21 protein-coding genes are annotated in these 22,243 nt (G+C 65.7%); 10 read left to right on the forward strand and 11 right to left on the reverse strand.

What is annotated here, in order from left to right:
* Positions 1-80: 80 nt before the first annotated feature.
* Both CXZ10_RS12175 and CXZ10_RS12180 read left to right on the forward strand, forming a co-directional pair.
* The gene (locus CXZ10_RS12175; protein WP_143741527.1) at positions 81-470 is read left to right on the forward strand and encodes a DUF2946 family protein; all 390 of its coding nucleotides are present in this window, start codon (positions 81-83) and stop codon (positions 468-470) included.
* 111 nt (positions 471-581) lie between these two features.
* Positions 582-1,103: a copper chaperone PCu(A)C gene (locus tag CXZ10_RS12180; RefSeq protein ID WP_101289618.1), complete on the forward strand. Its 522-nt coding sequence runs from the start codon at positions 582-584 to the stop codon at positions 1,101-1,103.
* 213 nt (positions 1,104-1,316) lie between these two features.
* Here the strand turns inward: CXZ10_RS12180 and CXZ10_RS12185 are convergent, their stop codons facing one another.
* From CXZ10_RS12185 to CXZ10_RS12205, 5 genes are all read right to left on the reverse strand, one after another.
* Positions 1,317-1,508: a hypothetical protein gene (locus CXZ10_RS12185; RefSeq protein ID WP_101289619.1), complete on the reverse strand. Its 192-nt coding sequence runs from the start codon at positions 1,506-1,508 to the stop codon at positions 1,317-1,319.
* 492 nt (positions 1,509-2,000) lie between these two features.
* Positions 2,001-2,930, reverse strand: coding sequence for a histone deacetylase family protein (locus CXZ10_RS12190; protein WP_101289620.1), 930 nt, complete (start codon positions 2,928-2,930; stop codon positions 2,001-2,003).
* A gap of 206 nt (positions 2,931-3,136) precedes the next feature.
* Positions 3,137-4,126, reverse strand: coding sequence for an L-threonylcarbamoyladenylate synthase (locus CXZ10_RS12195; RefSeq protein ID WP_425298925.1), 990 nt, complete (start codon positions 4,124-4,126; stop codon positions 3,137-3,139).
* Positions 4,127-4,214: 88 nt separating this feature from the next.
* The gene (locus tag CXZ10_RS12200; protein ID WP_101289622.1) at positions 4,215-4,574 is read right to left on the reverse strand and encodes a DUF4406 domain-containing protein; all 360 of its coding nucleotides are present in this window, start codon (positions 4,572-4,574) and stop codon (positions 4,215-4,217) included.
* A complete protein-coding gene (locus CXZ10_RS12205) occupies positions 4,568-5,182 on the reverse strand; it encodes an NUDIX domain-containing protein (RefSeq protein WP_101289623.1) in 615 nt (204 codons plus the stop codon). Before CXZ10_RS12205 ends, CXZ10_RS12200 begins: the two co-directional genes overlap by 7 nt.
* Before the next feature lie 90 nt (positions 5,183-5,272).
* Here CXZ10_RS12205 and CXZ10_RS12210 point away from each other — a divergent pair, with 90 nt between their 5' ends.
* The 5 genes from CXZ10_RS12210 to CXZ10_RS12230 all read left to right on the forward strand — a co-directional run bounded on the left by CXZ10_RS12210 (position 5,273) and on the right by CXZ10_RS12230 (position 12,725).
* Complete coding sequence (locus CXZ10_RS12210) at positions 5,273-6,028, forward strand: DeoR/GlpR family DNA-binding transcription regulator (RefSeq protein WP_101289624.1); 756 nt, start codon at positions 5,273-5,275, stop codon at positions 6,026-6,028.
* A 245-nt stretch (positions 6,029-6,273) separates the two neighbouring features.
* Positions 6,274-7,155 carry an ImuA family protein gene (locus CXZ10_RS12215; RefSeq protein WP_101289625.1) on the forward strand — a complete coding sequence of 294 codons (882 nt, stop codon included), beginning with the start codon at positions 6,274-6,276 and terminating at the stop codon, positions 7,153-7,155.
* 19 nt (positions 7,156-7,174) lie between these two features.
* Complete coding sequence (locus tag CXZ10_RS12220; RefSeq protein WP_101289626.1) at positions 7,175-8,650, forward strand: Y-family DNA polymerase; 1,476 nt, start codon at positions 7,175-7,177, stop codon at positions 8,648-8,650.
* A 12-nt stretch (positions 8,651-8,662) separates the two neighbouring features.
* The gene (locus CXZ10_RS12225; RefSeq protein ID WP_101289627.1) at positions 8,663-12,019 is read left to right on the forward strand and encodes an error-prone DNA polymerase; all 3,357 of its coding nucleotides are present in this window, start codon (positions 8,663-8,665) and stop codon (positions 12,017-12,019) included.
* 70 nt (positions 12,020-12,089) lie between these two features.
* On the forward strand, positions 12,090-12,725 hold the full coding sequence (locus CXZ10_RS12230; RefSeq protein WP_101289792.1) for a LysE family translocator: 636 nt from the start codon (positions 12,090-12,092) through the stop codon (positions 12,723-12,725).
* Between the two features lie 6 nt (positions 12,726-12,731).
* Here CXZ10_RS12230 and CXZ10_RS12235 read toward each other — a convergent pair whose 3' ends face one another.
* From CXZ10_RS12235 to CXZ10_RS12245, 3 genes are all read right to left on the reverse strand, one after another.
* The gene (locus tag CXZ10_RS12235; protein ID WP_101289628.1) at positions 12,732-14,219 is read right to left on the reverse strand and encodes a UxaA family hydrolase; all 1,488 of its coding nucleotides are present in this window, start codon (positions 14,217-14,219) and stop codon (positions 12,732-12,734) included.
* 88 nt (positions 14,220-14,307) lie between these two features.
* Positions 14,308-15,777, reverse strand: coding sequence for a tagaturonate reductase (locus CXZ10_RS12240; RefSeq protein WP_101289629.1), 1,470 nt, complete (start codon positions 15,775-15,777; stop codon positions 14,308-14,310).
* An 8-nt stretch (positions 15,778-15,785) separates the two neighbouring features.
* Complete coding sequence (locus CXZ10_RS12245; RefSeq protein WP_101289630.1) at positions 15,786-16,799, reverse strand: zinc-binding alcohol dehydrogenase family protein; 1,014 nt, start codon at positions 16,797-16,799, stop codon at positions 15,786-15,788.
* 229 nt (positions 16,800-17,028) lie between these two features.
* On the opposite strand from CXZ10_RS12245, the gene CXZ10_RS12250 reads away from it, so the two are divergent.
* From CXZ10_RS12250 to CXZ10_RS12260, 3 genes are all read left to right on the forward strand, one after another.
* Positions 17,029-17,538, forward strand: a complete 510-nt coding sequence (locus CXZ10_RS12250) for an HXXEE domain-containing protein (RefSeq protein ID WP_180335973.1) — start codon at positions 17,029-17,031, stop codon at positions 17,536-17,538.
* Between the two features lie 148 nt (positions 17,539-17,686).
* Positions 17,687-18,169 carry a flavodoxin FldA gene (gene fldA, locus CXZ10_RS12255; RefSeq protein ID WP_101289632.1) on the forward strand — a complete coding sequence of 161 codons (483 nt, stop codon included), beginning with the start codon at positions 17,687-17,689 and terminating at the stop codon, positions 18,167-18,169.
* A complete protein-coding gene (locus CXZ10_RS12260) occupies positions 18,148-18,546 on the forward strand; it encodes a DUF2023 family protein (RefSeq protein WP_101289633.1) in 399 nt (132 codons plus the stop codon). The genes fldA and CXZ10_RS12260 overlap by 22 nt, the downstream gene beginning before the upstream one ends.
* 3 nt (positions 18,547-18,549) lie before the next feature.
* Here CXZ10_RS12260 and CXZ10_RS12265 read toward each other — a convergent pair whose 3' ends face one another.
* The 3 genes from CXZ10_RS12265 to CXZ10_RS12275 all read right to left on the reverse strand — a co-directional run bounded on the left by CXZ10_RS12265 (position 18,550) and on the right by CXZ10_RS12275 (position 22,224).
* Positions 18,550-19,269 carry an LrgB family protein gene (locus CXZ10_RS12265; RefSeq protein WP_101289634.1) on the reverse strand — a complete coding sequence of 240 codons (720 nt, stop codon included), beginning with the start codon at positions 19,267-19,269 and terminating at the stop codon, positions 18,550-18,552.
* Positions 19,266-19,652 carry a CidA/LrgA family protein gene (locus CXZ10_RS12270; protein ID WP_101289635.1) on the reverse strand — a complete coding sequence of 129 codons (387 nt, stop codon included), beginning with the start codon at positions 19,650-19,652 and terminating at the stop codon, positions 19,266-19,268. The genes CXZ10_RS12265 and CXZ10_RS12270 overlap by 4 nt, the downstream gene beginning before the upstream one ends.
* Before the next feature lie 109 nt (positions 19,653-19,761).
* Positions 19,762-22,224, reverse strand: a complete 2,463-nt coding sequence (locus CXZ10_RS12275) for a putative bifunctional diguanylate cyclase/phosphodiesterase (RefSeq protein ID WP_101289636.1) — start codon at positions 22,222-22,224, stop codon at positions 19,762-19,764.
* Positions 22,225-22,243 lie beyond the last annotated feature (19 nt).

Consider the following 22,243-nt stretch of genomic DNA (forward strand, 5'->3'; position numbering starts at 1 on the left):
GGTCGAGTCTTTCTCGTTGGACATTGCACCGCCAAGGCAATCTGCTAAGTGTTTTGTCGGACGTGACCGGCGGGGAGGCCATGCGACGCACCGGTTGGCAGGAGGGAATCAGGGGGTTGACGCGGGACGTGATGCGCGTCCTGTTCGTCTATGCGCTTGTGATGCAGGCGTTGGCACCGCTCGCCGTCGCCCGGGCCGAAGCGCGTAGCGACCTTGGCAGCCATCATCTCGTCCTTTGCTCGGCAATGGCCGATGCGGCTGAGCCCGCCGAGGTTCCGCCGACTCGTGTCGCCCACGATTGCCTGTCCTGCTGCCTCGGAAGCGTTGTCGCCACCTTCGTTGTGCCGGCCGAACCGCCGCAACCGGCGCGCTTTTCCCTGTGGCTGGCGCCTGTCGCGCCGACAATGCTCGTCCGGCTTGAGTCGGCTGGCGGGCCGCCGCCTCAACGCGCGCCGCCCGGCATCGTCTGACCAATTTGCCCTTCGGCAAAGATCGACCTTCCCCTTTCATGCGACGGATCGGCCTGCAAGCGGGTCGCCTGCGCTGCGGCGACTGGCCGCAACTCCTCATCGAGGTATCCTATGACCCTTTTCAATCTTTTCCGCGCTGTCCTGGTTGCCGGCGCCCTTGCGGCGTCGCCCGCCGCCGCCCACGATTTCAAGGCGGGCACGCTCACGCTCGACCATCCGTGGACACGCGCCACCGCCAAGGGCGCCGAGATGGGCGGCGGCTTCGTCACCATCGTCAATGCCGGCAGCGAGGCAGACAGACTGGTCGGCGGCAGCTTCGCGCTGGCCGGTCGCACGGAAGTGCATGAAATGAAAATGGAAGGCGAGGTGATGAAGATGCGCCAGCTCGAAGGCGGCCTCGACATCCCTGCCGGCGCCACCGTCGAGCTGAAGCCCGGTTCTTATCACCTGATGTTCATGAAGCTGACGGCGCCTCTCGAAGCCGGCACCAACGTCAAGGGGACGCTGATCTTCGAGAAAGCTGGCGAGGTGCCGGTGGAGTTTGCCGTCGAGGCGTTGAGCGCCAAGGCGAAGGATCACAAAGCGGGCGGTCACGACGCCATGCCCATGGGCGGCATGAAGCACGGCGGCTGATCTTCCTCACTTCGGGCGATGCCCACAAACGTCGACGGCCGGAGCAGGGAGCTCCGGCCGTCGACGAGTTCAGGTTTTCGCTCCCAAGGCACAAGCCCTACCTCACGCGCAAAACCGTAGTGGTTCTTCGCGCCGCCTGCGGAGCAATCTGAAACAGAAATTGGTTCGCCGCCGGGCCGCCGCCTATGCGCCAGCCCTCGGAAGGCCGATCTATCAGTCCTCGTAGGAGAACATCGGGGCAGTCTGCTGACCCGTCGTGTAGTCCTTCTGCTGCACCTGGCGACGCATGGCGCGCGTCGCAGCATTCACCGCCGGAATGCCGATCGCATGATACTGGGCATCGAGTTCAGTCTCGCTGCCTTGTTGGATCTGGCCGTTGTTAACAGCGTCCGCCTGTTTGACCATCTGGGTACCGTCCTACCCCGTCGCCGGGTACGTGGTTTGTCTTATGTATTCATTCTGGAGTGTCGTGTCTAAATCACGTCTTCCACGGTCATATATTATGCCTGAGAATGAGGCCGAACAAGGGCGCTTAGCATTCACGCTGTTCGGATTTCTTACTAGGTCGAACTAGATTTCTGATCGCGTGGCTAAAATGCGACATTTGCTTTGGATTCAACTGAGACCAAAAGCTAATCAAGTATTCGACGTAGTGCGTAGCATGTGATCATGCCAAGAAAATCTTAACTAGTCATTAAGCAAAAGCTAGTCCATCGGTTGAGTTGTATGCCGCTCCCAACAGCAGCGCAGGACGAGACGAAGCCTTTGTCGGAGGATGACGGCGCGCGCCCGCCAACCAAGTCGCAATGAAATCGCAGCGCATGGCTGCGAACATTCACTTTGGCCGACGCCGCACGACCTATTGGACTCCAAGGCTTTTCCGTTTACGCAGCCGACTCAATGGCCCATCAAGGCCGAAACGTGGGCTGCCGCCGAGAGGCCGAGGGCGTCCAGGTCATAGCCACCTTCGAGCAGGGAGACGACGCGGCCGCCGCAGACGCGATCGGCGACGTCCATCACGGCGCGGGTCAGCACGGCGTAATCGGCTTCGACCAGGTTGAGGTCGCCGAGAGGGTCGCGATAGTGGGCATCGAAGCCGGCCGACAGCACCAGAAGATCGGGATGGAAGGCGGTGACGGCCGGCAGGATCGTGTTGGTCATCGCTTCGAGCACCGCCGCGCCATTGGCGCCCGCCGCGAGCGGCACGTTGAGGATATTGCCGGCAACGCCCGTCTCCGACGCCTCGCCGGTACCGGGGAAGAGATGCTGCTGATGGATCGAGGCATAGAACACCGTTTCGTCGGAATAGAAGATGTTCTGCGTGCCGTTGCCGTGATGGACGTCGAAGTCGACGATGGCGACGCGCTCGGCTCCGTGCTCCGCCTGCGCATGGCGGGCGGCGATGGCGGCATGATTGAAGAAGCAGAAGCCCATGGCCTGCCGGGCGCTGGCATGGTGGCCGGGCGGACGGGCGGCGGAAAAGGCGTTGTCGACGAGGCCGGTCATCACCTCGTCCACGGCGAGGCAGGCGGCGCCGGCGGCAAGTCGCGCCGCCTCATAGGTGCCGTTCGACAGGATGGTGTCCCGGCTGATCGACATCAGACCGTCATGCGGCGCCTGGATGCGGATATGGTCGACATAGGCGGCCGGATGGACGCGCTGGATCTCCGCGTCGGTGACCGGCCGCGCCATGTCGCGGATCAGGTTCTGGAACGACTCGCCCTCAAGTTGCCGCTCGATGGCGACGATGCGGCCGGGCTGTTCGGGATGGTTGTCGGGAGCAAGATGATCGCGGTAGCGCGGGTGGCTCAGGAAAAGTGTTCGCATGCGAGCCTCTCCGCATGGCGCCCTGTGGCGTCCGTGAAAATCCTGAGAACAGAGGATGCTGCTGCAACCGCGTCGTCAAGTGGCAGGAAGGCTTAGAGCACCCGCCGATCAGGTTGAATCAACCTGATCGAAAAGCGGCTGCTCCAGCAAATGAATCTGGAGCGTTCGCTCGACGACCAAATATTTCAATTTGGTCGGCGAATGTTTTAGCGCGGCGCTGCCGCCCGTGTCAGCCGGTCGCGGATCGCCTCGCCCAGTCCGTGGGTGGGAATCGGTGCCACGGCAATGCCGGCGACGTCGTCGCCGTCGGCCCGGCGCAGCATGTCGAACAGGTTGGCTGCCGCTTCGCGCAGGCTGCCCGACGGGCTGAGGTTGAGAACGCGTTTCGCCTCCTGGGCGCCACGGACCACGGTGCCACCGAAGGCGAGCAGCGCCTCGTCGGGTTCGACACGGCGAGCGTCGAGTCGAACGCGGGCACGCGGCGCATAATGGGAGGCGAGCATGCCGGGCGCCACCGGCGCGGCGGACGGATCGCCCTCCGAACGGACGACGGCAACGCCGGCCACGGCTTCGATCTCCTCGCGGGCAAGCCCCCCCGGCCGCAGGAGGTAGGGGATGTCGTCGCGGACTTGCAGAATGGTCGATTCGAGGCCCACTTCGGTGCGGCCGCCATCGAGGATCAGCGGCACGCGGCGGGAGAGATCGCCGTAGACGTGAGCGGCCGATGTCGGGCTGACATGACCGGATGTGTTGGCGCTGGGGGCGACGATTGGCACGCCGGCGGCACGGATCAGGCCGAGCGCCACCTTGTGCGAGGGCATGCGCACGGCGAGGGTGTCGAGGCCGGCGGTTGCCAGAGAGGACACCGGACAATCCGACCGCATCGGCAGCACCAGCGTCAGCGGGCCCGGCCAGAAGGTTTCGGCCAGCCGCCGCGACAGCGGATCGAAGACCACCAGCGTCTCGGCCATGGCGATGCTGTCGACATGGGCGATCAGCGGGTTGAAGGACGGGCGCCCCTTGGCCTCGTAGATGGCGGCGACAGCCTGCCCGCGGGTTGCGTCGGCGCCGAGGCCGTAGACGGTCTCTGTTGGGAAGGCGATGAGGAGGCCCTGCCGGATATGGTCGGCGGCGAGGCGAATAGCCTCATCGGTCGCCGCTTCGATGCGGGCAAATTCTGGAGAACGGTGGGGCACGGAGGATCCCGGTGGTGGACTGTCTTGGCGCTTCGCCCGACGGGTCTGTGTGGGACCAATCCGTGGCAAGGTCAAGGCAGGGAAAGCATCAGCTTCCGACCCCCGGCACATCTTCCAGCCGATGGTAGACCGGCAGCCCCCGCGCCTTGGCGATGCGCACGTCGTTGTCCGCCCCTTTGGACTCCCCTGGAAGGCGGAGAACCGCCTCGCAAATCGCCAGCAGGCGCTCGGCCGTTGGATAGAAGATCTGGTCATAGAGTTCGTCGCCGAGCGTTTTCCCGCCCGCCGATTGCCAGACGGGGAGGGCGACCCACTCGCCGATCATCGGGACATGCCCGGCCTTGAAGAGCGGCCAGGAGGCCTCCTCCAGGCGGCGAAGATTGGCGGCCATCTTCTCGGGATCGTCTCCCGTTCCGGAGCGGTAGGGGCCGGCGATCAGGATCAGCATGCGACGGTTTCCTTGTTTGGCATGGATTGAGGCAAGAGGTGAAGAGCGGCGTGTTGCAGGAGCATGATCGTCTTGCCGTCGCGGATGGCGCCGGAGCCGATCATCGCCAAGGCGTCGTCGATGCCGACTTCGAGAACGGCGATGTCCTCACCCTCGGCTGCGTTTCCACCGCCCGACGAGGCCCTGTCGCGAGGTTCGTATTCGCCGACAAAGAAATGCAGCCGCTCGGTGACCGAGCCAGGGCTCATGAAGGCATCGAAGATCGGCCGCACCTTGCGCACCCGAAAGCCCGTTTCCTCTTCCGTCTCGGCGCGGATGCGGGCCTCGGGCTCGGCATTATCGAGAAGGCCGGCCGGCGCTTCGATCAACAGATCGTCGTGACCGTTGACGAAGGCGGGATAGCGAAACTGGCGGGTCAGGATCACGGTGCGGCGGCGCGGATCGTAGAGCAGGATCGTTGCCCCGTTGCCCCGATCATAGGTCTCGCGTGACTGGCGCTGCCAGCTTCCGTCGCTGCGTCGGAAGGAGAAGGTCGTCTTCTTCAGGACATACCAGTCGTTGGAGAGGACGGTGACGTCCTCGACGCGAACGCGATCGGCTATGCTCAAGATCGTATCCTTAGAGTTTGGAACTGGACCTCTCTTTAGTTTCGTGCAATATCGTGCAGAGTCAAGTAATTTCGTGCAGACGGGGTTAGTATGCTGACATCGGAGCGCAAGGCACTGATTCAACAGGTGCTGAGGCAGGAGGGGAGGCTTGTCGCCAAGGACTTCAGTCAGAAACTTGGTGTATCGGAGGATACGATCCGCCGAGATTTGCGCGAACTTGCCGGCGAGGGTCTGCTGCAGCGGGTGCATGGAGGCGCCCTGCCGGCCTCGTCGGCGGTTGCCGATTTCGCCTCGCGCGAACAGGTCGGCTCGTCGGTCAAAGCCAAGCTCGGGCAGGCGGCAGCGCGCATGATCCAGCCCGGCCAGATCGTCTTTCTCGACGGGGGCACCACGAACGTGCAACTGGCCCGTCATCTTCCCTCTGATCTCAAGGCGGTCGTGATCACGCACAGCCCGAGCATCGCGGTGGAGCTGGTCCGCCATCCCCATGTGGAGGTCGAGCTCATCGGCGGACGGCTTTTCAAGCATTCCATCGTCGCGGTGGGGGCAACGAGCGCCGAGGCGATCTCGCGCATTCGCGCCGATCTCTTCTTCATGGGAGCAACCGGCGTGCATCCGGAAACCGGCGTCACCACGGGCGACCGGGAGGAGGCGGCGATCAAGGCTCTGATTGCCCGCCAGTCGGCGGAAACCATCGTTCTGGCGACGGAGGAGAAATTGGGGGCGGCCTCGCCCTACCAGATCATGCCGCTTTCCGACATCGGCACCCTGGTGACGGTGGCTGGCCTTCCCGAGGAAACGCTGCGCTCATTCAGGTCGTCCGGCCTGGCCCTGGTCGAGGTTTGACGGAGGCGATCGGCTATTTCCTGAGTCCAAACAGAGGGATCCTGACAGTCCTCGTCACAAGCCGTTCTTGACTCTTCAAAAGCCCCTCCTATACTGGAACATATAGAGAACAGAATTGCAGGAACGAAGGAGTTTGAGCCGTGCTCGCCAGCGAGTCGACGGACAGGATTGCTATGCTTCGACGGCACGTCGCCCAGTTAGAACGGGCGCGCGGCCGGGGCGAGACTCATGGTCAAGCGCCTGTTGTGACGGAGGAGCTGGCCGGTGTTCCGGTGCGCGACATCGGTCCCGCTGCTATTCGCCCCGTGCCGGCGCCAGCCTTCCGCGCCGGGCGAGCGACGAATGCCTGGGCGGGGCCGGAGACGACGGCGCTTGCCTTCGGCCATCCGGAGGTCGATGCGGCGACCGGCGGCCTCAGGCGCGGCGCGCTACACGATATAAGCCCGGCCGGCGCGCCCGACATGGCCTCTGCGACCGGCTTCGCCCTGGCATGTGCCGGGCTGCTTCTGGCGGCGGCCGGGCGGGACGGTCTCTGGCTCTGGGTGCGGGCCGAGATGGCCGGCCGCGAGGCGGGCGAGCCCTATGGGCCCGGCCTTGCTGCCTTCGGCCTCGACCCGTCGCGTCTCATTGCCGTGACGGCCCGCGATACCACGGATGTGTTGCGCGCCGCCGAAGAGGGGCTTGCCGCCCGCGCCTTCGCAGCGGTGCTGATCGAACCCTTCGGCGATGACCGGCATCTCGATCTGACGGCCTGTCGCCGCCTGTCGCTGATTGCTGATAACGGCCGCTCCACCGGCATTTTGCTGAGAACCGGCGGTGTTCCGGGGCCGACTAGCGCCGTCACGCGCTGGCGCGTCGCGGCGGCGCCGAGCCGTGGCGGCGGCCGGCATCCCGGCAATCCGGTTTTCGCGGCCGATCTCGCGCGCAATCGCTTGGGCCCGGTCGGCATGTGGACGATGGAGTGGCGTAGCGATGAACAATCCTTCCGAGCCCCGCGCGGCGGGTTCCAAGCCGAAGGACCCGGCCCCCTGGCAATCCCGCTATCTGGTCGTCTGGCTGCCGCATCTGGCGACCGATCGCCTCGTTCGGCTGGATCGGCAGCGGTTGTTCCCTTCCGCGGCCGCTGAGGGGGTGGCGCGTCCACCCATGGTACTGACGGCCAAGCATCGCGGCGCCGCGCGTCTTGCCCATGTCGACGGGCAGGCGGTGCGGCTCGGCTTGCAGCCGGGGCTCGGCCTTGCCGATGCACGCGCCCGCGTGCCCGGCCTTGATGTGCGCGCCGCCGATCCCGAGGCGGACGCGGCTTTTCTCGATCGTCTTTGCGACTGGGCGCAGCGCTATACGCCGCTCTCCGGCCGCCGCATCGGCACGTCGTCCATCGACCCTGAATTTCCCTATCCGGAAGATTTCACGCTGGTGCTCGACATCGCCGGCTGCGCCCACCTGCTCGGCGGCGAGGAGGCACTGGCCGCCGACATGGCGCGGCGGCTCGAGCGGCAGGGGCTGACGGCCTTCATCGGCATTGCCTCGACCATCGGCGCCGCCCACGCGCTGGCCGCCTTCGGACGGGGCGGGCGGTTGCAGACCGGCGAGGAACGGCGGGCATTGGCCGGTCTGCCGATTTCGGCATTGCGGCTCGACGCGGGCACGGTGGATGCGCTTGCCCGCGTCGGCCTCAAGCGCATCGGCGATCTCATCGATGGCCCGCGCGCGCCGCTCACCGCCCGCTTCGGGCGAACCGTGCTCGTCCAGCTCGATCGGGCGCTGGGACTTGCCGAGGAAGCCTTCTCGCCACGGCTACCGGTCGCACCCTATTGCGCCGAGCGGCGCTTTTTCGAGCCGATCGCCCGCCAGGAGGATGTCCGCGCCGTCGCCCTGTCGCTGATCGGCGCGCTGGCCGAGCGGCTGGAGGCGGCAGGCGAGGGCGCCTTGCGTCTCCGCCTCAGCCTCTGGCGCGTCGATGGCGCGCTCTCTCATATCGAGGCAGGCCTCAGCCGGCCGAGCCGCGAGGCGACGGTGATGCAGGACATTCTCTGTCGCCGCCTCGACAGCCTCGCCGAGGATTTCGACGCCGGCTACGGCTTCGACTGCGTTACCGTCGCCGTCACCGAGGCGAGCCGCCGCGACGCCGAGGCACTGTCGCTGGCCGGTCCCGACACGACGCTGGAGCTGACGCGCTTCGTCGACCGGGTCGGCGCCCGTATCGGCCGGGGGCGGGTGCGACGTCTCAAAGCCCGTGAGAGCCATATTCCCGAGCGGGCGAGCCGTGCCGTGCCGGCCCATCTGACGGGAGAGGAGGCTTTTCCTGCGGCCGGGGCATTACCCGGCGATCCGCCGGAACGTCCGATCCGCCTGTTTGCCCAGCCGGAGCTGGTGGAAGCCTTGGCCTCGGTGCCGGACGGCCCCCCGCTCCGCTTCCGCTGGCGGCGCGTTACCCATGAGGTGAAGCGAGCCGAAGGGCCGGAACGGATCGCCGGCGAGTGGTGGCGGCAGGACGCCCTGACACGCGATTATTTCCGCGTCGAGGACGCCGAGGGACGGCGCTTCTGGATGTTCCGCGAAGGCCTCTTTCTGACCGAAACCACCCACCCGCGCTGGTTCGTGCACGGACTGTTTGCCTGAACGGAGGCGATCATGACCGCTTATGCCGAGCTTGCCGCCGTCACCAACTATTCCTTCCTGCGCGGGGCCTCCCATCCTCTGGAGATGGTGGGAACGGCCGGGCAGCTTGGCTATGCCGGCATCGGCGTTGCCGACCGCAACACACTCGCCGGCGTGGTGCGCGCCCATGTGGCGGCCAAGGAGTATGACGTGCGGCTCGCCGTCGGCTCCCGCCTCGTCTTCACCGACGGCACGCCTGATATCCTCGCCTATCCCAGGGATCGTGCCGCTTATGGCCGGCTCTGCCGGCTCCTCACCACCGGCAATCGGCGGGCCGAGAAGGGCGACTGCATCCTTACGATCGCCGATCTGCTGGAGTTTTCCGAAGGGATCAGGCTGATCGTCGTGCCGCCACGCCGGCTTCTGCCGGCTTTCAGCGCTCAGGTCAAAAAGCTCGCCGCCGATTTGCACGACCAACTCTGGCTCGGCATCACCATGCCGCGCCTCGGCGACGACCGCCGGCGGCTTGCCGCCTTCGCGGCATTGGCGAAAACCAATGATCTCAAGCCGATCGCTCTTGGCGATCCGCTCTATCACACCCCGGAGCGGCGGCCGCTGCAGGACATCGTCACCTGCATCCGCGAGCATGTCACCATCGACGAAGCTGGCTTTCGCCTCGAACAGAACGCCGAGCGTCACCTCAAGCGACCGGAAGAAATGGAGCGTCTGTTCGCCGACCTGCCAGAGGCGGTGAGCGAGACGGTGCGCTTCCTCGACGGGCTCGATTTTTCCCTCGACCAACTCCGCTACGAATACCCTCGCGAGTCTTTCGAGGGCTATGCCTCGGCTGCCGAGGCGCTGGTGGCGCTGATCGAGGAGGGCGTGAAGCGCCGCTTTCCTGACGGCATTGACGACCGGATTCGCAAAACCATCGCGCATGAACTCGGCATCATCGCCGAACTCAAATACGAGCCCTATTTTCTCACCGTCTACGATATCGTCCGTTACGCGCGGTCGCGGGACATTCTTTGTCAAGGGCGTGGATCGGCTGCCAATTCCGTCGTCTGCTACTGCCTTGGAATTACCGATGTGGATCCGAGGCGCGGCGACCTTCTGTTCGAGCGCTTCATCTCGGCCGAGCGGGGCGAGCCGCCGGATATCGACGTCGATTTCGAGCATGGCCGGCGCGAAGAGGTGATGCAGTACATCTATGATCGCTATGGCCGAGAGCGGGCCGGCATCGCCGCCACGGTGATCACATATCGCGGCCGCAGCGCCGTGCGCGAAGTAGGCAAGGTATTCGGCCTCACCGACGACGCGGTGACGGCGCTGTCCGGCTCGGTCTGGGGCTCGCCCAAGGGCCTCAAGGACGATGATGCCCGCCGCACCGGTTTCGATCCCACCGAAGCGCGGCTCGCCATGGTGCTGAAATATGCCCGCGAACTCTCGGGTTTTCCGCGCCATCTCAGCCAGCACGTCGGCGGCTTCGTGCTGACGGCGGGCCGGCTGGACGAAGCCGTGCCGATCGGCAATGCCGCCATGGCCGACCGGACCTTCGTCGAATGGGACAAGGACGATCTCGACGCCTTGGGCATGCTGAAGGTCGACGTGCTCGCCCTGGGCATGCTGACGGCGCTCGCCAAGGCGCTGAAGATGCTCGAACAGCACTACGATCGATACTGGACGCTGGCCAGCCTGCCGGCCGAGCGGAAGGCGGTCTACGCCATGATCCAGCGTGCCGACACGCTCGGGGTCTTCCAGATCGAAAGCCGGGCGCAGATGAGCATGCTGCCGCGTCTGAAGCCGGACAATTTCTACGACCTTGTCATCGAGGTGGCGATCGTCCGGCCCGGCCCCATCCAGGGCAACATGGTGCATCCCTATCTCAGGCGGCGGCAAGGGCTTGAGTTTCCAGAATACCCTTCACCGTCGCCCGAGCACGGCCCGAAGGATGAACTGAAGCAGGTGCTTGGGAAGACGCTGGGCGTGCCGCTGTTCCAGGAGCAGGCGATGCGCATCGCCATCGTCGCTGCCGGCTTCACGCCGGGCGAGGCGGACAAGCTCCGGCGCGCCATGGCCACCTTTCGCCGCATGGGCACCATCCACACCTTCCGTGACAAGATGGTGGAGGGCATGGCCGGGCGCGGTTACGACCGCACCTTTGCCGAAAACTGCTTCAAGCAAATCGAGGGCTTCGGCGAATACGGTTTCCCGGAAAGCCACGCGGCGAGCTTTGCCTTGCTGGTCTACGCCTCGGCTTTCATCAAGTGCTATTATCCGGATGTCTTCGCCGCTTCGCTGCTCAACGCCCAGCCGCTCGGCTTCTACGCGCCGGCGCAGATCGTCCGTGACGCGCGCGATCATGGCGTCACCGTGCGGCCGCCGGACATCAACCTCTCGGAGTGGGATGCGACGCTGGAGCCGGGCGCATCGGAGGTGATCCCACATCCGCGCCATGCCTCGATGGCCGGACATATCCGGACGACCCATGCCCTCCGTCTCGGCTTCCGCGAGGTGGAAGGTCTCAAGGAGGGTGACGGCCGGCTGATCGCCGAGCGCCGGGGCGAGGGATATGATTCCGTCCGCGACGTCTGGCTCCGGACAGGCCTGCCGAGCTCGACGCTGGAACGGCTGGCCGACGCCGATGCCTTCGCCTCGCTCGGTCTCAGCCGCCGAGACGCCCTCTGGGCGGTGCGCGGCCTCGGCCGGTCCGGCGACAAGGATGACCTGCCGCTGTTCCTGGCGGCCGAGGAGGCCGGGCGCGAAACCGAGCCCGACATGCATCTGCCACCCATGCCGCCGGGCGAGGAAGTGGTGATGGACTATCGCCATCTTCGCCTGTCGCTACGCGCCCATCCGGTGAGCTTCCTGCGCTCCCATCTTGATCGCCTGCGCGCCATGCCCTGTGACGATCTGACGCGCACTGCCGACGGCCGCCGCGTCACCGTGGCCGGTCTCATCGTGGTGCGCCAGCGGCCGGGTACCGCCAAGGGCACCATTTTCCTGACGCTGGAAGACGAGACCGGCATCGCCAACATCATCGTTTGGGCCAAGGTGTTCGAGGCGCACCGGGCCATCGTGCTCGGCTCGCGCATGGTATCGGTCACCGGCCGCATGCAGGCGGAAAGCGGCGTCATCCACGTGGTCGCCGACCGCATCGTCAACCTGACGCATCTGCTCGGCCATCTCGCTGCCGATGACGCGGCGGCGGCGCTGACGCCGCCCGGCGAAGCGGCACGCGCCACCGATAAGGGCGGCGGGACGCCTGATCCGATCTACCAGCCGCCACATCCGGCCAATGCGCCCCTGCCGGCCGAACCGGAGGTGGCTGCCGACCTCGACGTACCGGCCCGGGCGACGCGGCACGTGCCGGCCCGACGGCGGGCATGAGGCGCGTTTTCCGCATGCATCGCTACCGCCGAACCGGTAAAGCAGAGGTCATCAAGGCGTGGGGATGAACATGCTGGGCTACGACTGGGCGCACTGGGCAACCTTCTTTGTGGCGGCCTTCCTGCTGAACGTGTCGCCGGGGCCGGATATCGCCTTCATCCTCGGGCACACGGCACGCGGTGGCCGTCGGCAGGGGCTCGCCGCCATGTTCGGTCTCTGGGCCGGCGCCTTCTGTCACGTGGTCTTTGCTGCCGTCGGCCTGTCGGCCATCGTTGCCACCTCGGCCACCGCCTTCTCGCTGGTGAAATGGGCGGGTGTCGCCTATCTCGCCTTCCTCGGCATCTCCGCCCTGCGATCGAAGGCGAGCGCCTTCGACGTCAAGGCAACGCCGGTCGAGAGCCGCCTGTCGGCCGTCTTCCTGCAGGGCATGTTGGTCGACATCCTGAACCCCAAGGTGGCGATCTTCTTCCTCGCCTTCCTGCCGCAGTTCGTCGTCGACGGCGCCGGGCCGGTACCGCTGCAACTCTTGCTGCACGGGGCGCTGATCATCGTCGTTGCTGCGACCGTGGAGCCCTTGGTGGTACTCGGCGGCGCTTGGCTGACGGCGCGACTGCGCGCCAGCAACCGGCTTGCCTTGTGGCTCGACCGATCGCTGGGTGCGCTGTTTCTCGGCCTCGCCGCAAAGCTCGCCGCCCTGCAGCGGTAAGGGACTTCAGAGGGTCACGCCCGTCTTGAAGATGACGATCTCGCCGATGTCGTTGGTCTCATTACGGGTTGGCTTGCCCGAGGCGATGTCGAGGACGGCCTCTACGAAGCTGTCTCTGAGACCCGAGACAGTGGTCTGGCCGGTGGCGATGGGGCCGGCGTCGAAGTCGATCCAGTGCGGCTTGCGGGTGGCAAGGTCGCTGTTGGTGGCGATCTTCATGGTCGGTACCACGCCGCCGAGCGGCGTGCCGCGGCCGGTAGTGAACAGCACCATGTGGCAGCCCGAGGCGGCGAGCGCGGTGACCGCGACGCCGTCATTGCCCGGCGCCGAGAGGAGGTTGAGACCGGGCTTCCTGATCCTGCCGGTATAGCCGACCACGTCGCGCACCGTGGAGAGGCCAGCCTTCTGGGTGCAGCCGAGCGACTTCTCTTCGAGCGTCGAGATGCCGCCCGCCTTGTTGCCCGGCGAGGGGTTTTCATAGATCGGCTGGTTGTTGTCGACGTAATAGCGCTTGAAGTCGTTGATCAGTGCCACCGTCTTGTCGAACACCTCGCGGTTCTCCGACCGCTCCATCAACAGCTGTTCGGCGCCGAACATCTCCGGCACCTCGGTGAGCACCGTGGTGCCGCCGATGCCAGTCAGCCAGTCGGAGAAGGCACCGAGCAGCGGGTTGGCGGTGATGCCCGAAAAGCCGTCGGAGCCGCCGCACTTGAGGCCGATGCGGAGACGGTCGGCCCCGACCTCGGTCCGCTTGTCGTCTTTCATCTTCGCCGCAAGCTCGCGGCAGATGGCGAGCGCCTCGGCCATCTCGTCTCCAGCCTCCTGGCTGGTCAGGAAGCGAACGCGGTCGGGGTCGGGCAGCTCCAGCCCTTCCTTGAAATAGGCCTTGGTGTTGTTTTCGCAGCCGAGGCCGAGCACCAGCACGCCACCGGCATTGGGATGGGCCACATAGTTCTGCAGGATGCCGCGGGTGTTGGCGAGGTCGTCGCCCAGCTGCGAGCAGCCATAGGGATGGCTGAGCACGGTGACCTTGGAGCCCTCAGGCAGCATGCCCTCCTTGTCCACCGCCTTGGCGATGTTGTCGGCGAGGCCATTGATGCAGCCGACCAGCGGCACGATCCAGAGGTCGTTGCGGATGCCGATGTCGCCGTTCACTCGCTCGTAGGCCGAGATGGTCGGCACCGGCCCACCATTCTGCGGCCGCGCCGCGACATTGCCGGCGTAGCTGTAGTCGAGGATGTCGCCGAGTGCGGTCTTGAGATTATGGACGTGGACATGCCCACCCTTGGGTACCGCCTCGCGGGCGAGGCCGATCACCGCGCCATACTTCAGCACCTTCTCGCCCTCGGCGATGTCGCGCAGGGCGAACTTGTGCGCCTGCGGCACGTCGTCGCGCAGCGTGAGATCGAAGGCGGGGATGTCGGTGCCCTTTTCGAGCGGCTCGAGGGCGACGGCGACGCTGTCGTCCGGATGGATCTTGAGAACGCGCGGCATGGCTCTCATCCCTGGGTTCTGAGGCAAGGGAGCCGACGCCGTGACAGCGTCGGCCATCTTTGACATATGGGGGCCGGGCGCTGCCCCGTCAGCGGGCGTCGATCAGCGCGCCCAGCCTCTCGAAACTCATCGGCGCCTGGGTCAGCACCTCGAAGTTGGCGACTACGGCGGCCCGGAGCGCCGGCGTGTCGATCGACCGGCCCCAGAAGGCGGCCTCGCTGAGATAGGCCGAGACCATCGCCTCGCGCCCCCTCGCCGTGCCGTCGTCGAGCGCGCCGATCGCCTTGACCCTCTCGATGATGTCAGCGGCATCGCGCGGCGGATAGGCCTCCGCACCTTCAAAGCGGCCGAGATAGAAGACGAGCCAGGAGGCGAGCGACAGCGTCAGGAGCGGCGCCGGCTTGCCGTGACGATCGAGGTAGGCGAGGAGCCGGTCGAGATCGCGCGTCTGGTATTTGACGAGGCCGTTCAGCGAGATGTCGTACCAGAGGTGACGGATATAGGGGTTGGCAAAACGCCTGAGCACCGCGTCGGCAAACGCCTGGAGCTCGTCCTTGGGCAGCGTCAGGAAGGGGATGACCTCCTCGTTGAGCAGCCGGTCCAGGAACTTCGCCCCCACCTTGGTGGTCACCGCCTCGCCCACCGTCTCGACGCCGGAGATCAGGCTGAGGGCGCAGAGTGCGGTGTGTGCCCCATTGAGGATCGCCACCTTGCGCGCCTTGTAGGGCGTCGCATCCGGCACGACGATGGTGTTCTCGTCATACTGGGCGAGCGGCAGGCGCAGCTCCGGCTGGCCGGGTTGCCGTTCGATGACGAAGAAGTGGAACAGCTCGGCCGCCGTCATGAAGCGGTCGCTGTAGCCGAGCTCCTGCTCGATCGCCTCCGCTTCGGCCTTGGGATAACCTGGCACGATGCGGTCGACCAGCGTGTTGTAGAAGGCGTTCGCCTCCTTCACCCAGGCGATGAAGGCCGGCTCCAGCCCCCACTCCTCGGCATGACGCAGAACGATGCGCCTGAGTTCATCGCCGTTGTGGTCGATCAGCTCGCAGGCGATCATCTGCCAGCCGGCCTCAGCCTTGCCGTCGAACGCCTTCCAGCGCTCGTGCAGGAGACGCGTCATCTTGCCCGGGAAGGAGGCCTGCGGTGCATCCTCGTACTTCTCCGTTGGCACATAGGCGATGCCGGCGTCGGTAGTGTTGGAAATGACGACGGTGATCTCGGGGGAACGGGCGAGCGCCAGCACCTCGTCCCAATGCTGGTAGGCGCCGATCTCCTTCAAGACCGAGCCGACGGCGCGTGCTTCCGACACCTTGGCGCCGTCCTCGGCCACACCGCGCGACAGCACCGTGTAGACCCCGTCCTGCTCGTTGAGCCAGTTGGGGTTGCCATGGGCGATCGGCCTGATGACCACAATACCCCAATCGAGGCCGCCCGCCTCGTTCATGCGGTCGATCTTCCAGTCGACGAAGGCGCGCAGGAAGTTGCCCTCGCCCCATTGCAGGATGCGGGCTCTCGGCCGGGGGCGCCCCACGAGGGCGGATGCGTCGATGCGGTTCATGATGGCCCTCAGCACTCGATCAGGATCTTCAAGGTCGAGGCGCGCGCCTCTGTCCAATAGGGCAGGGCCTTGTCGGCCTCACCGAAGGGGAACACCTTGGAGATCAGGTCGTCGGGCGCATGGTTGAGGCCTTCGAGATAGGCGATCACCGCCTTGAAGTCATCGCTGGTGGCGTTGCGGGAGCCGTGGATGTCGAGCTCCTTCATGTTGAAATACTTGGTGTCATAGGTCACCGGCGCCTTGGAATAGCCGATGTAGACCACCCGTCCGGCAAAGCAGGCCAGATCGATCGCCTGGGTGAAGGTGGCCGGCAGGCCAACCGCCTCGATCACCACGTCGGCGCCGTCGCCGCCGGTCAGTTCATTGACGCGGGCAACGACATCCTCCTTGCCGGCATCGATGGCATGCTTGGCGCCGTATTTCAGGGCCATGGCCGTCTTGTCGCCGAGGTCGACGGCGATCACCTCGGCGCCGCGCGATACTGCGCCGGCCACCGCGCCCATGCCGATCATGCCGCAGCCGATCACCACCACCCGGTCGCCGGCCTCGACGCGGCCGCGATCGACGGCATGGAAGCCCACTGACAGCGGCTCGACCAGCGCGAGATGGCGCGGCGCCAGCGTGTCGTTCAGGATCAGCTTGCCGTAGGGCAGCACAATCTTCTCGGCGAGGCCGCCTTCCTGCTGGACGCCCAGCGTGCGGTTGTAGCGGCAGGCATTGACGCGGCCCTTGCGGCAGGACGAGCATGTGCCGCAGGCCGTATAGGGTACGACGATGACGCGCTTGCCGGGGGCATAGTCGGCCGGCACGCCTTCGCCGACGCAGACGATCTCCGCCCCGATCTCGTGACCGGGAATGCGCGGCAGGCTGACCAGCGGATTGAGGCCCGAGAAGGTGTTGAGGTCGCTGCCGCAGAGACCGACGTGCTTCACCGCGATCAGGACCTCGCCGGTGCCGGCGACCGGCTCCGCGATGTCGTGAAACGAACTCGCACCCGCACCGTCGATCTTCAAAGCACGCATGGTCATCCTCCCGGTGAAACGCGATTCGCCGTGGATCATGCGTGGCCGCGTTTCTTGTCTATTATCGATATCTAGACAAATCGCCCTCGAATTGTCAAAGCGTATTTTGGTGAACGGGCGGTCCGGCCGTCCTATTCGCGCGATCGGCTTGCCGTGCTACCATGGCCCGACGCCGCCGAGACCGTCGTCCTTCCGCCCGGACCGGTCCGGTCCAGCAAGGAGGTGTGTCATGACGCCCACCGCGCTCTATTGGCTTTTCGCGCTTGCCATCACGGTTCACAACATCGAAGAGGGTCTGTTCCTGCCGGCCTATGCGGGTGCGGTTCCCCGTCTCGCCGGCCGGGTTTCGCCCTTCGCCTTCCGCTTCGCTCTGGTGGTGGTGACCGCCGCCGCCTATGTCGTTGTGGCCTTTGCCGCGGCCGGCAGTCCCTACGCCGCCCAACTCCTGGCCGGCGTCGCGATGGTAATGATCGTCAACGCGGTGGTTCCGCACCTCGCGCTGACCCTGATCTTCCGCCGTTATGCGCCGGGTACGGGCACGGCTCTCTGCATCATGTTGCCGTTGTCGCTGCTCGTTATCGTCAACGGCTTTGCCGCAGGCGCGCTGACCGGAAACGCTCTTCTGCTTGCCAGCTTGATCGTGGCAGCAACATTGCTCGTCGCCATTCCCTTGCTGTTCTCGGCCGGTCGTTACGCCGAACGGCATATGCCCTGGCTGTCGGCGAACGGAGCAACTTGAGCTTTCCCTGTCGGCTGATCATCATCGATCGGCACCGCCATGTTTCCACTCTGCGGGATTGCCCTAATTGCGAATGCCTCGCAACAGCAATTAGGCTTAGCCCAAGGTCGAAGCCGCAAGGCTCCGTCGCAGCAGAGAGGACAAGGAAATGACCGTTCACGTGATCTATGGATCGGACTCCGGCCGCACCAGAGCGGCCGCCGGCAAGATCGCCGCCAAGCTCGACGCCAAGATCATCAATATCAGCGATGCGACGGCCGCCGACTTCGAGGGCTGCGACCTCCTGGTGCTCGGCTCGCCCACCTATGGCGAAGGCGACCTTCAGGCGGATTGGGAAAGCGGCGTCGACGTGCTCGGCGAGGCCGACCTCTCGGGCAAGCGGGTGGCCTTGTTCGGTCTCGGTGACCAGAGCACCTATCCGGACAGTTTCGCCGACGCCATGGGCACGCTCTACGACGCGGTGGTCGCCAAGGGTGCAGAAGTGGTCGGCTTCACCGATACCAAGGGCTACGAGTTCGAGGGGTCGACCGCCGTCCGCGACGGCCAGTTCGTTGGCCTCGTTCTCGATCAGGACAATCAGGCGGGCAAGTCCGAGAAGCGGATCGCGGCATGGACCAGCCAGATTCTCTGATCTCCGTCAGCGGCCGCATCGTCAACCACTCGCTCTACGAGCTGGACAAGGGCGTGCGGCAGCTGTTCATGCTGACCCTCTCCTGGGCCGACCTGCCGGGCGTCGTCGCCCGGTTGGCTGCCGATCGGGTGGATCACTATGTCCACCGGCTCAACGATAGCCGCGTCAACCTGTTCTTCGGGCGGGCCGCGCTGGTGGAGACGGTCCGGCGCTTCGTCGACAAGCCGCTCTGCGAACTGACGGCCGAGGAGGACTTCATGCTGGGCATGCTGCTCGGCTATGACCGCGAGCAGCAGTGCCGCCGTTATCTCGAACGGACCGCGACGCCGGAACGGCACCCCTATGCCGGCGCCTACGCGCCCGCGCCCTTCTGCTGAGCCTCAGCCGCCGATCAGCGACGCGGCCAGCGGCACCAGCACGGCGGTCAGAAGTCCGTTCAGGCTCATGCCGACGCCGGCGAAGGTGCCGGTGAGAGGATGCACCTGGAAGGCGCGCGCCGTGCCGACACCGTGCGCGGCCAGACCGACTGCGAAGCCGCGAGCCCGACGGTCGGTGATGCGCAGAAGGTTCAGAAGCGGCGTTGCCATCACCGCACCGGCAATGCCTGTGGCGACGACGATGATCGCCGTCAGCGAGGCATCGCCTCCGACTGATTGCGAGATGCCCATGGCGACGCCGGAGGTCGCCGATTTCGGCAGCGACGAGATGGTGATGGTCGCCGGCAGGTCGAAGACGGCGGCGCACACCATCACCGAGCCGATGGTCGCCACCGATCCCACGGCGAGCGCCGCGGCAATGGGCACCAGCGAGCGCAACACGACACGCCGGTTTTCATAGAGCGGCAGGGCGAGCGCCACCGTGGCCGGCCCCAGCAGGAAATGGATGAAATAGGCGCCGTCGAAATAGGTCTCGTAGGGTGTGCCGCTGACCACCAGGATCGTGCTGATCACCCAGACCGAGTGCAGCACGGGGTTGGCGAGCGGGTTGCGCCGGGCCAGCAGCGACAGCCGGTCGGCGACCGAGTAGACGACGAGGGTCAGCGTCAGCCAGAACAGCGCGCCGCCGGAAAGGTGGGCCCAGAGGCCATCCGTCGTGGTCATTCCTGGCTCTCCGTCGGGGCAGGGAACCAGCGCGAGACGAGCCGGAAGGTATAGGCGGTGACGGCGATCGAGAAGGCCGTGGTCACCACGATGATGGCCAACACGCCCAAGACATTCGCTTCGAGAATGCCGAGGCGCTGGACGATGCCGACGCCGGCTGGAACGAACAGCAGCGCCATCTGCTGCACCAGCGTCTCGCAGCTCTTGTCGATCTCCTCGCTGCGGAGCGAGAAGGGCAGCCACTCCCAGCGGTCGCGCACCAGAAAGAAGCCGAACAGCAGCACCAGTCCGACGACGGGGGCCGGCACGGGCAGGCGCGTCAGGTAGGCGAAAATTTCACCGAGGAGCTGGCAGAGCAGCACCACCGCAAGTCCGACGACCATGGGAGACCTTCTGGAAAGGTTTCAAGTTGGCTTCCGAATAGTCGACCTTGCGCATCTCGTCCAATGCGTAGTGCGCGTTACAGCCTCGCGCCGCCAACCGGATCGCAGGTCAGGCGCCATGTCCGGCGGTCTTCAGCACCTCCGCGCCGGTCAGCCGGGCCGGCCGGCCGAACAGGAAGCCCTGCGCTTCCTCGCAGCCTTCTTCTTCCAGGATGCTGAGCTGGCCGACCGTCTCGACGCCCTCGGCCAGCACGGGCACGTCGAGGCTGCGGCCGAGCGCCACCACCGCCTTGACGATGGCCCGCGAGTCATCCTTCACCTCGGCCTCGGAGAGGAAGGAGCGGTCGATCTTGATCTTGTCGAAGGGGAAGGAGTTCAGTGTGTCGAGCGAGGAGTAGCCGGTGCCGAAATCATCGAGCGCCACGGTGATGCCCAGCGCCTTGAGCTGCCTCAGAACGTGCAGCGCATGCGCCTTGTCGCCGATGATAGTGGACTCGGTGATCTCGAGTTCGAGCCGCTGCGGCGCAAGGCCGGTGTCGAGAAGCGTCTCATGCACCAACTTGACGATGTCGTCGTTGGCGATCTGAACCGGCGACAGGTTGACGGCAACGCGCAGGCCGTCGTTCCACGCCGTGGCGTCCTGGCAGGCGCGCTTCAACACCCAACGGCCGATCGGCAGAATGGCGCCGCATTCCTCGGCAATGGGAATGAAGGCGTCCGGCGGCACGGCGCCGCGCGTCGGATGCGTCCAGCGGATGAGGGCTTCGTAGCCGATGGTCTCGCGAGAGCGGATGTTCTTCTGCACCTGATAGGTCAGGTGGAACTCGCCCCGGTCGAGCGCGTCCCAGAGATCCCTCGCCATGGCTCGCCGCTCGCGCGACACCTCGTCCATTTCCGCCTCATAGAAGCAGACGTTCTGCGTCACCGATTTCTTGGCGCGGTACTTGGCGAGATCGGCATTGTTGACCAGCTGCTCGGCGTCGACCGCATCGTCAGGGTAGATGGCGACACCGATCGACACGCTGACCGATATGTCGTTCTCCTCGACGCGTATGGGGTCGTGGAAACAGCGCTCCAGGCGGGAGATGAACTCGCCGACTTCGGCCTGATTGCGGAACTTCTTGAGCGCGCAATACTCGTCGCCGCCGATGCGGCCGACGAACTCGCCGTCCTGCGCGACGCTGTCGAGTCGGCGGCCGATCGCCACAAGTACCGCGTCGCCCGCGGCATGCCCGCGCTGATCGTTGATCTCCTTGAACTGGTTGAGGTCGAGGCCGATGGCCGCAAGCTTGATGCCATTGTCGGCGGCCCAGGCGAGGTCGAGCGCGAGGCGATCGGTGAACTGGGCGCGATTTGGCAGGCCGGTGAGCGCGTCGAAGCGCGACAGGTAGGCAAGGCGCGCCTCCTGCGCCCGCCGCTCGGTGACGTCCTCGACGGTGGTGACCCAGCCGCCCTCGCCGGTGACGACGTGGGTGAAGGAGATGATGCTTTCGCCGAAGGTCTCCTCGCCGGACACGGCCTCCGCCTGGGTGAACAAGCGGCCGAAATGCCGGCCGAACAGCTCGCCAGCAGTGGCGCGGTCGTCGGCGCCGCGCGCTTCCGCAAGTCGGCTGGCGATCAGATCTTCGAGGTCCTGCGCCGACAGTCTGGTGCCAAACGCCGTTTCGGAGAGGTGGAAAATCTCCAGAAAGCGTTCGTTGACGAGGAGGAGGCGGTGCTGCGCGTCGAAGAGGGCAAGGCCCTGCGTCATCGAGCGGAGCGCCATGTCGAGATTGCCCGTTGCCCTCTCCAGCTTGCGCAAGGCAACGACGTTGGTCGCTTCCAGGCTGTTCTTCTGCGCCAGATTGTTGCGGAATACGACCAGTGCTTCGGAAAGATCGCAGATTTCGCGAGCGTGCTCGGCAGGCTCGGGCACTTCGACCAACTCGCCTGCGGCAAGGCGGCGGGTGAGGCCGCTGAGCCTCTCCAGCGGACTGACCACCGTCACCCGCATCAGCAGCACGGCGAGCATCAGCACCGACAGGACGATGAAGGCGGCGAGCTGGATACGGTCGCGGATGCTGTCGTGCCAGCGGGCATAATCCGCGCTGAGATCGATGCGTGCCGACAGGACGCCGGAGGCTCGATTGGTGCCATCTCCGAGAAGAAAGCCACGGCGGACAACGAGATCGCTGTCGCCCCACGCCACGCTGTCCTCGCCGATGGAAGTCGACCTGCGGGACACTTCGTCGCCCGTTTCGATCGTGATCGTTTCGCCCGGATGGTTGCGGGCATAGATGTCGGCCATGGATCGAAGGGAGTTCACCAACGCCGTGGCGTCGCTTGCGGGCGACACGCTCTCCGCATTGCGAGCCGGCATGGCGGTGAGGAGATCGAGCCCGGTCTTCGCGCGATACATGGCCTCGGACCGGATGCTGTCAAGCTGGCGCGCCGTTTCCGTCACGCCGACGGCCAACTGCAACACAGCGAGCATCAAACCGAAAATCGCGACGACGATCGCTTGCAGCGACAGGACGCGGGGTTTGCGAAGGGAGACTTCGTGAGGAGGCTGCTGTTCCGAGAACGTTTTCATGATAACGGCGCCCGCCACC

The organism is Pleomorphomonas diazotrophica (assembly GCF_002844595.1).
GTDB lineage: Bacteria > Pseudomonadota > Alphaproteobacteria > Rhizobiales > Pleomorphomonadaceae > Pleomorphomonas > Pleomorphomonas diazotrophica.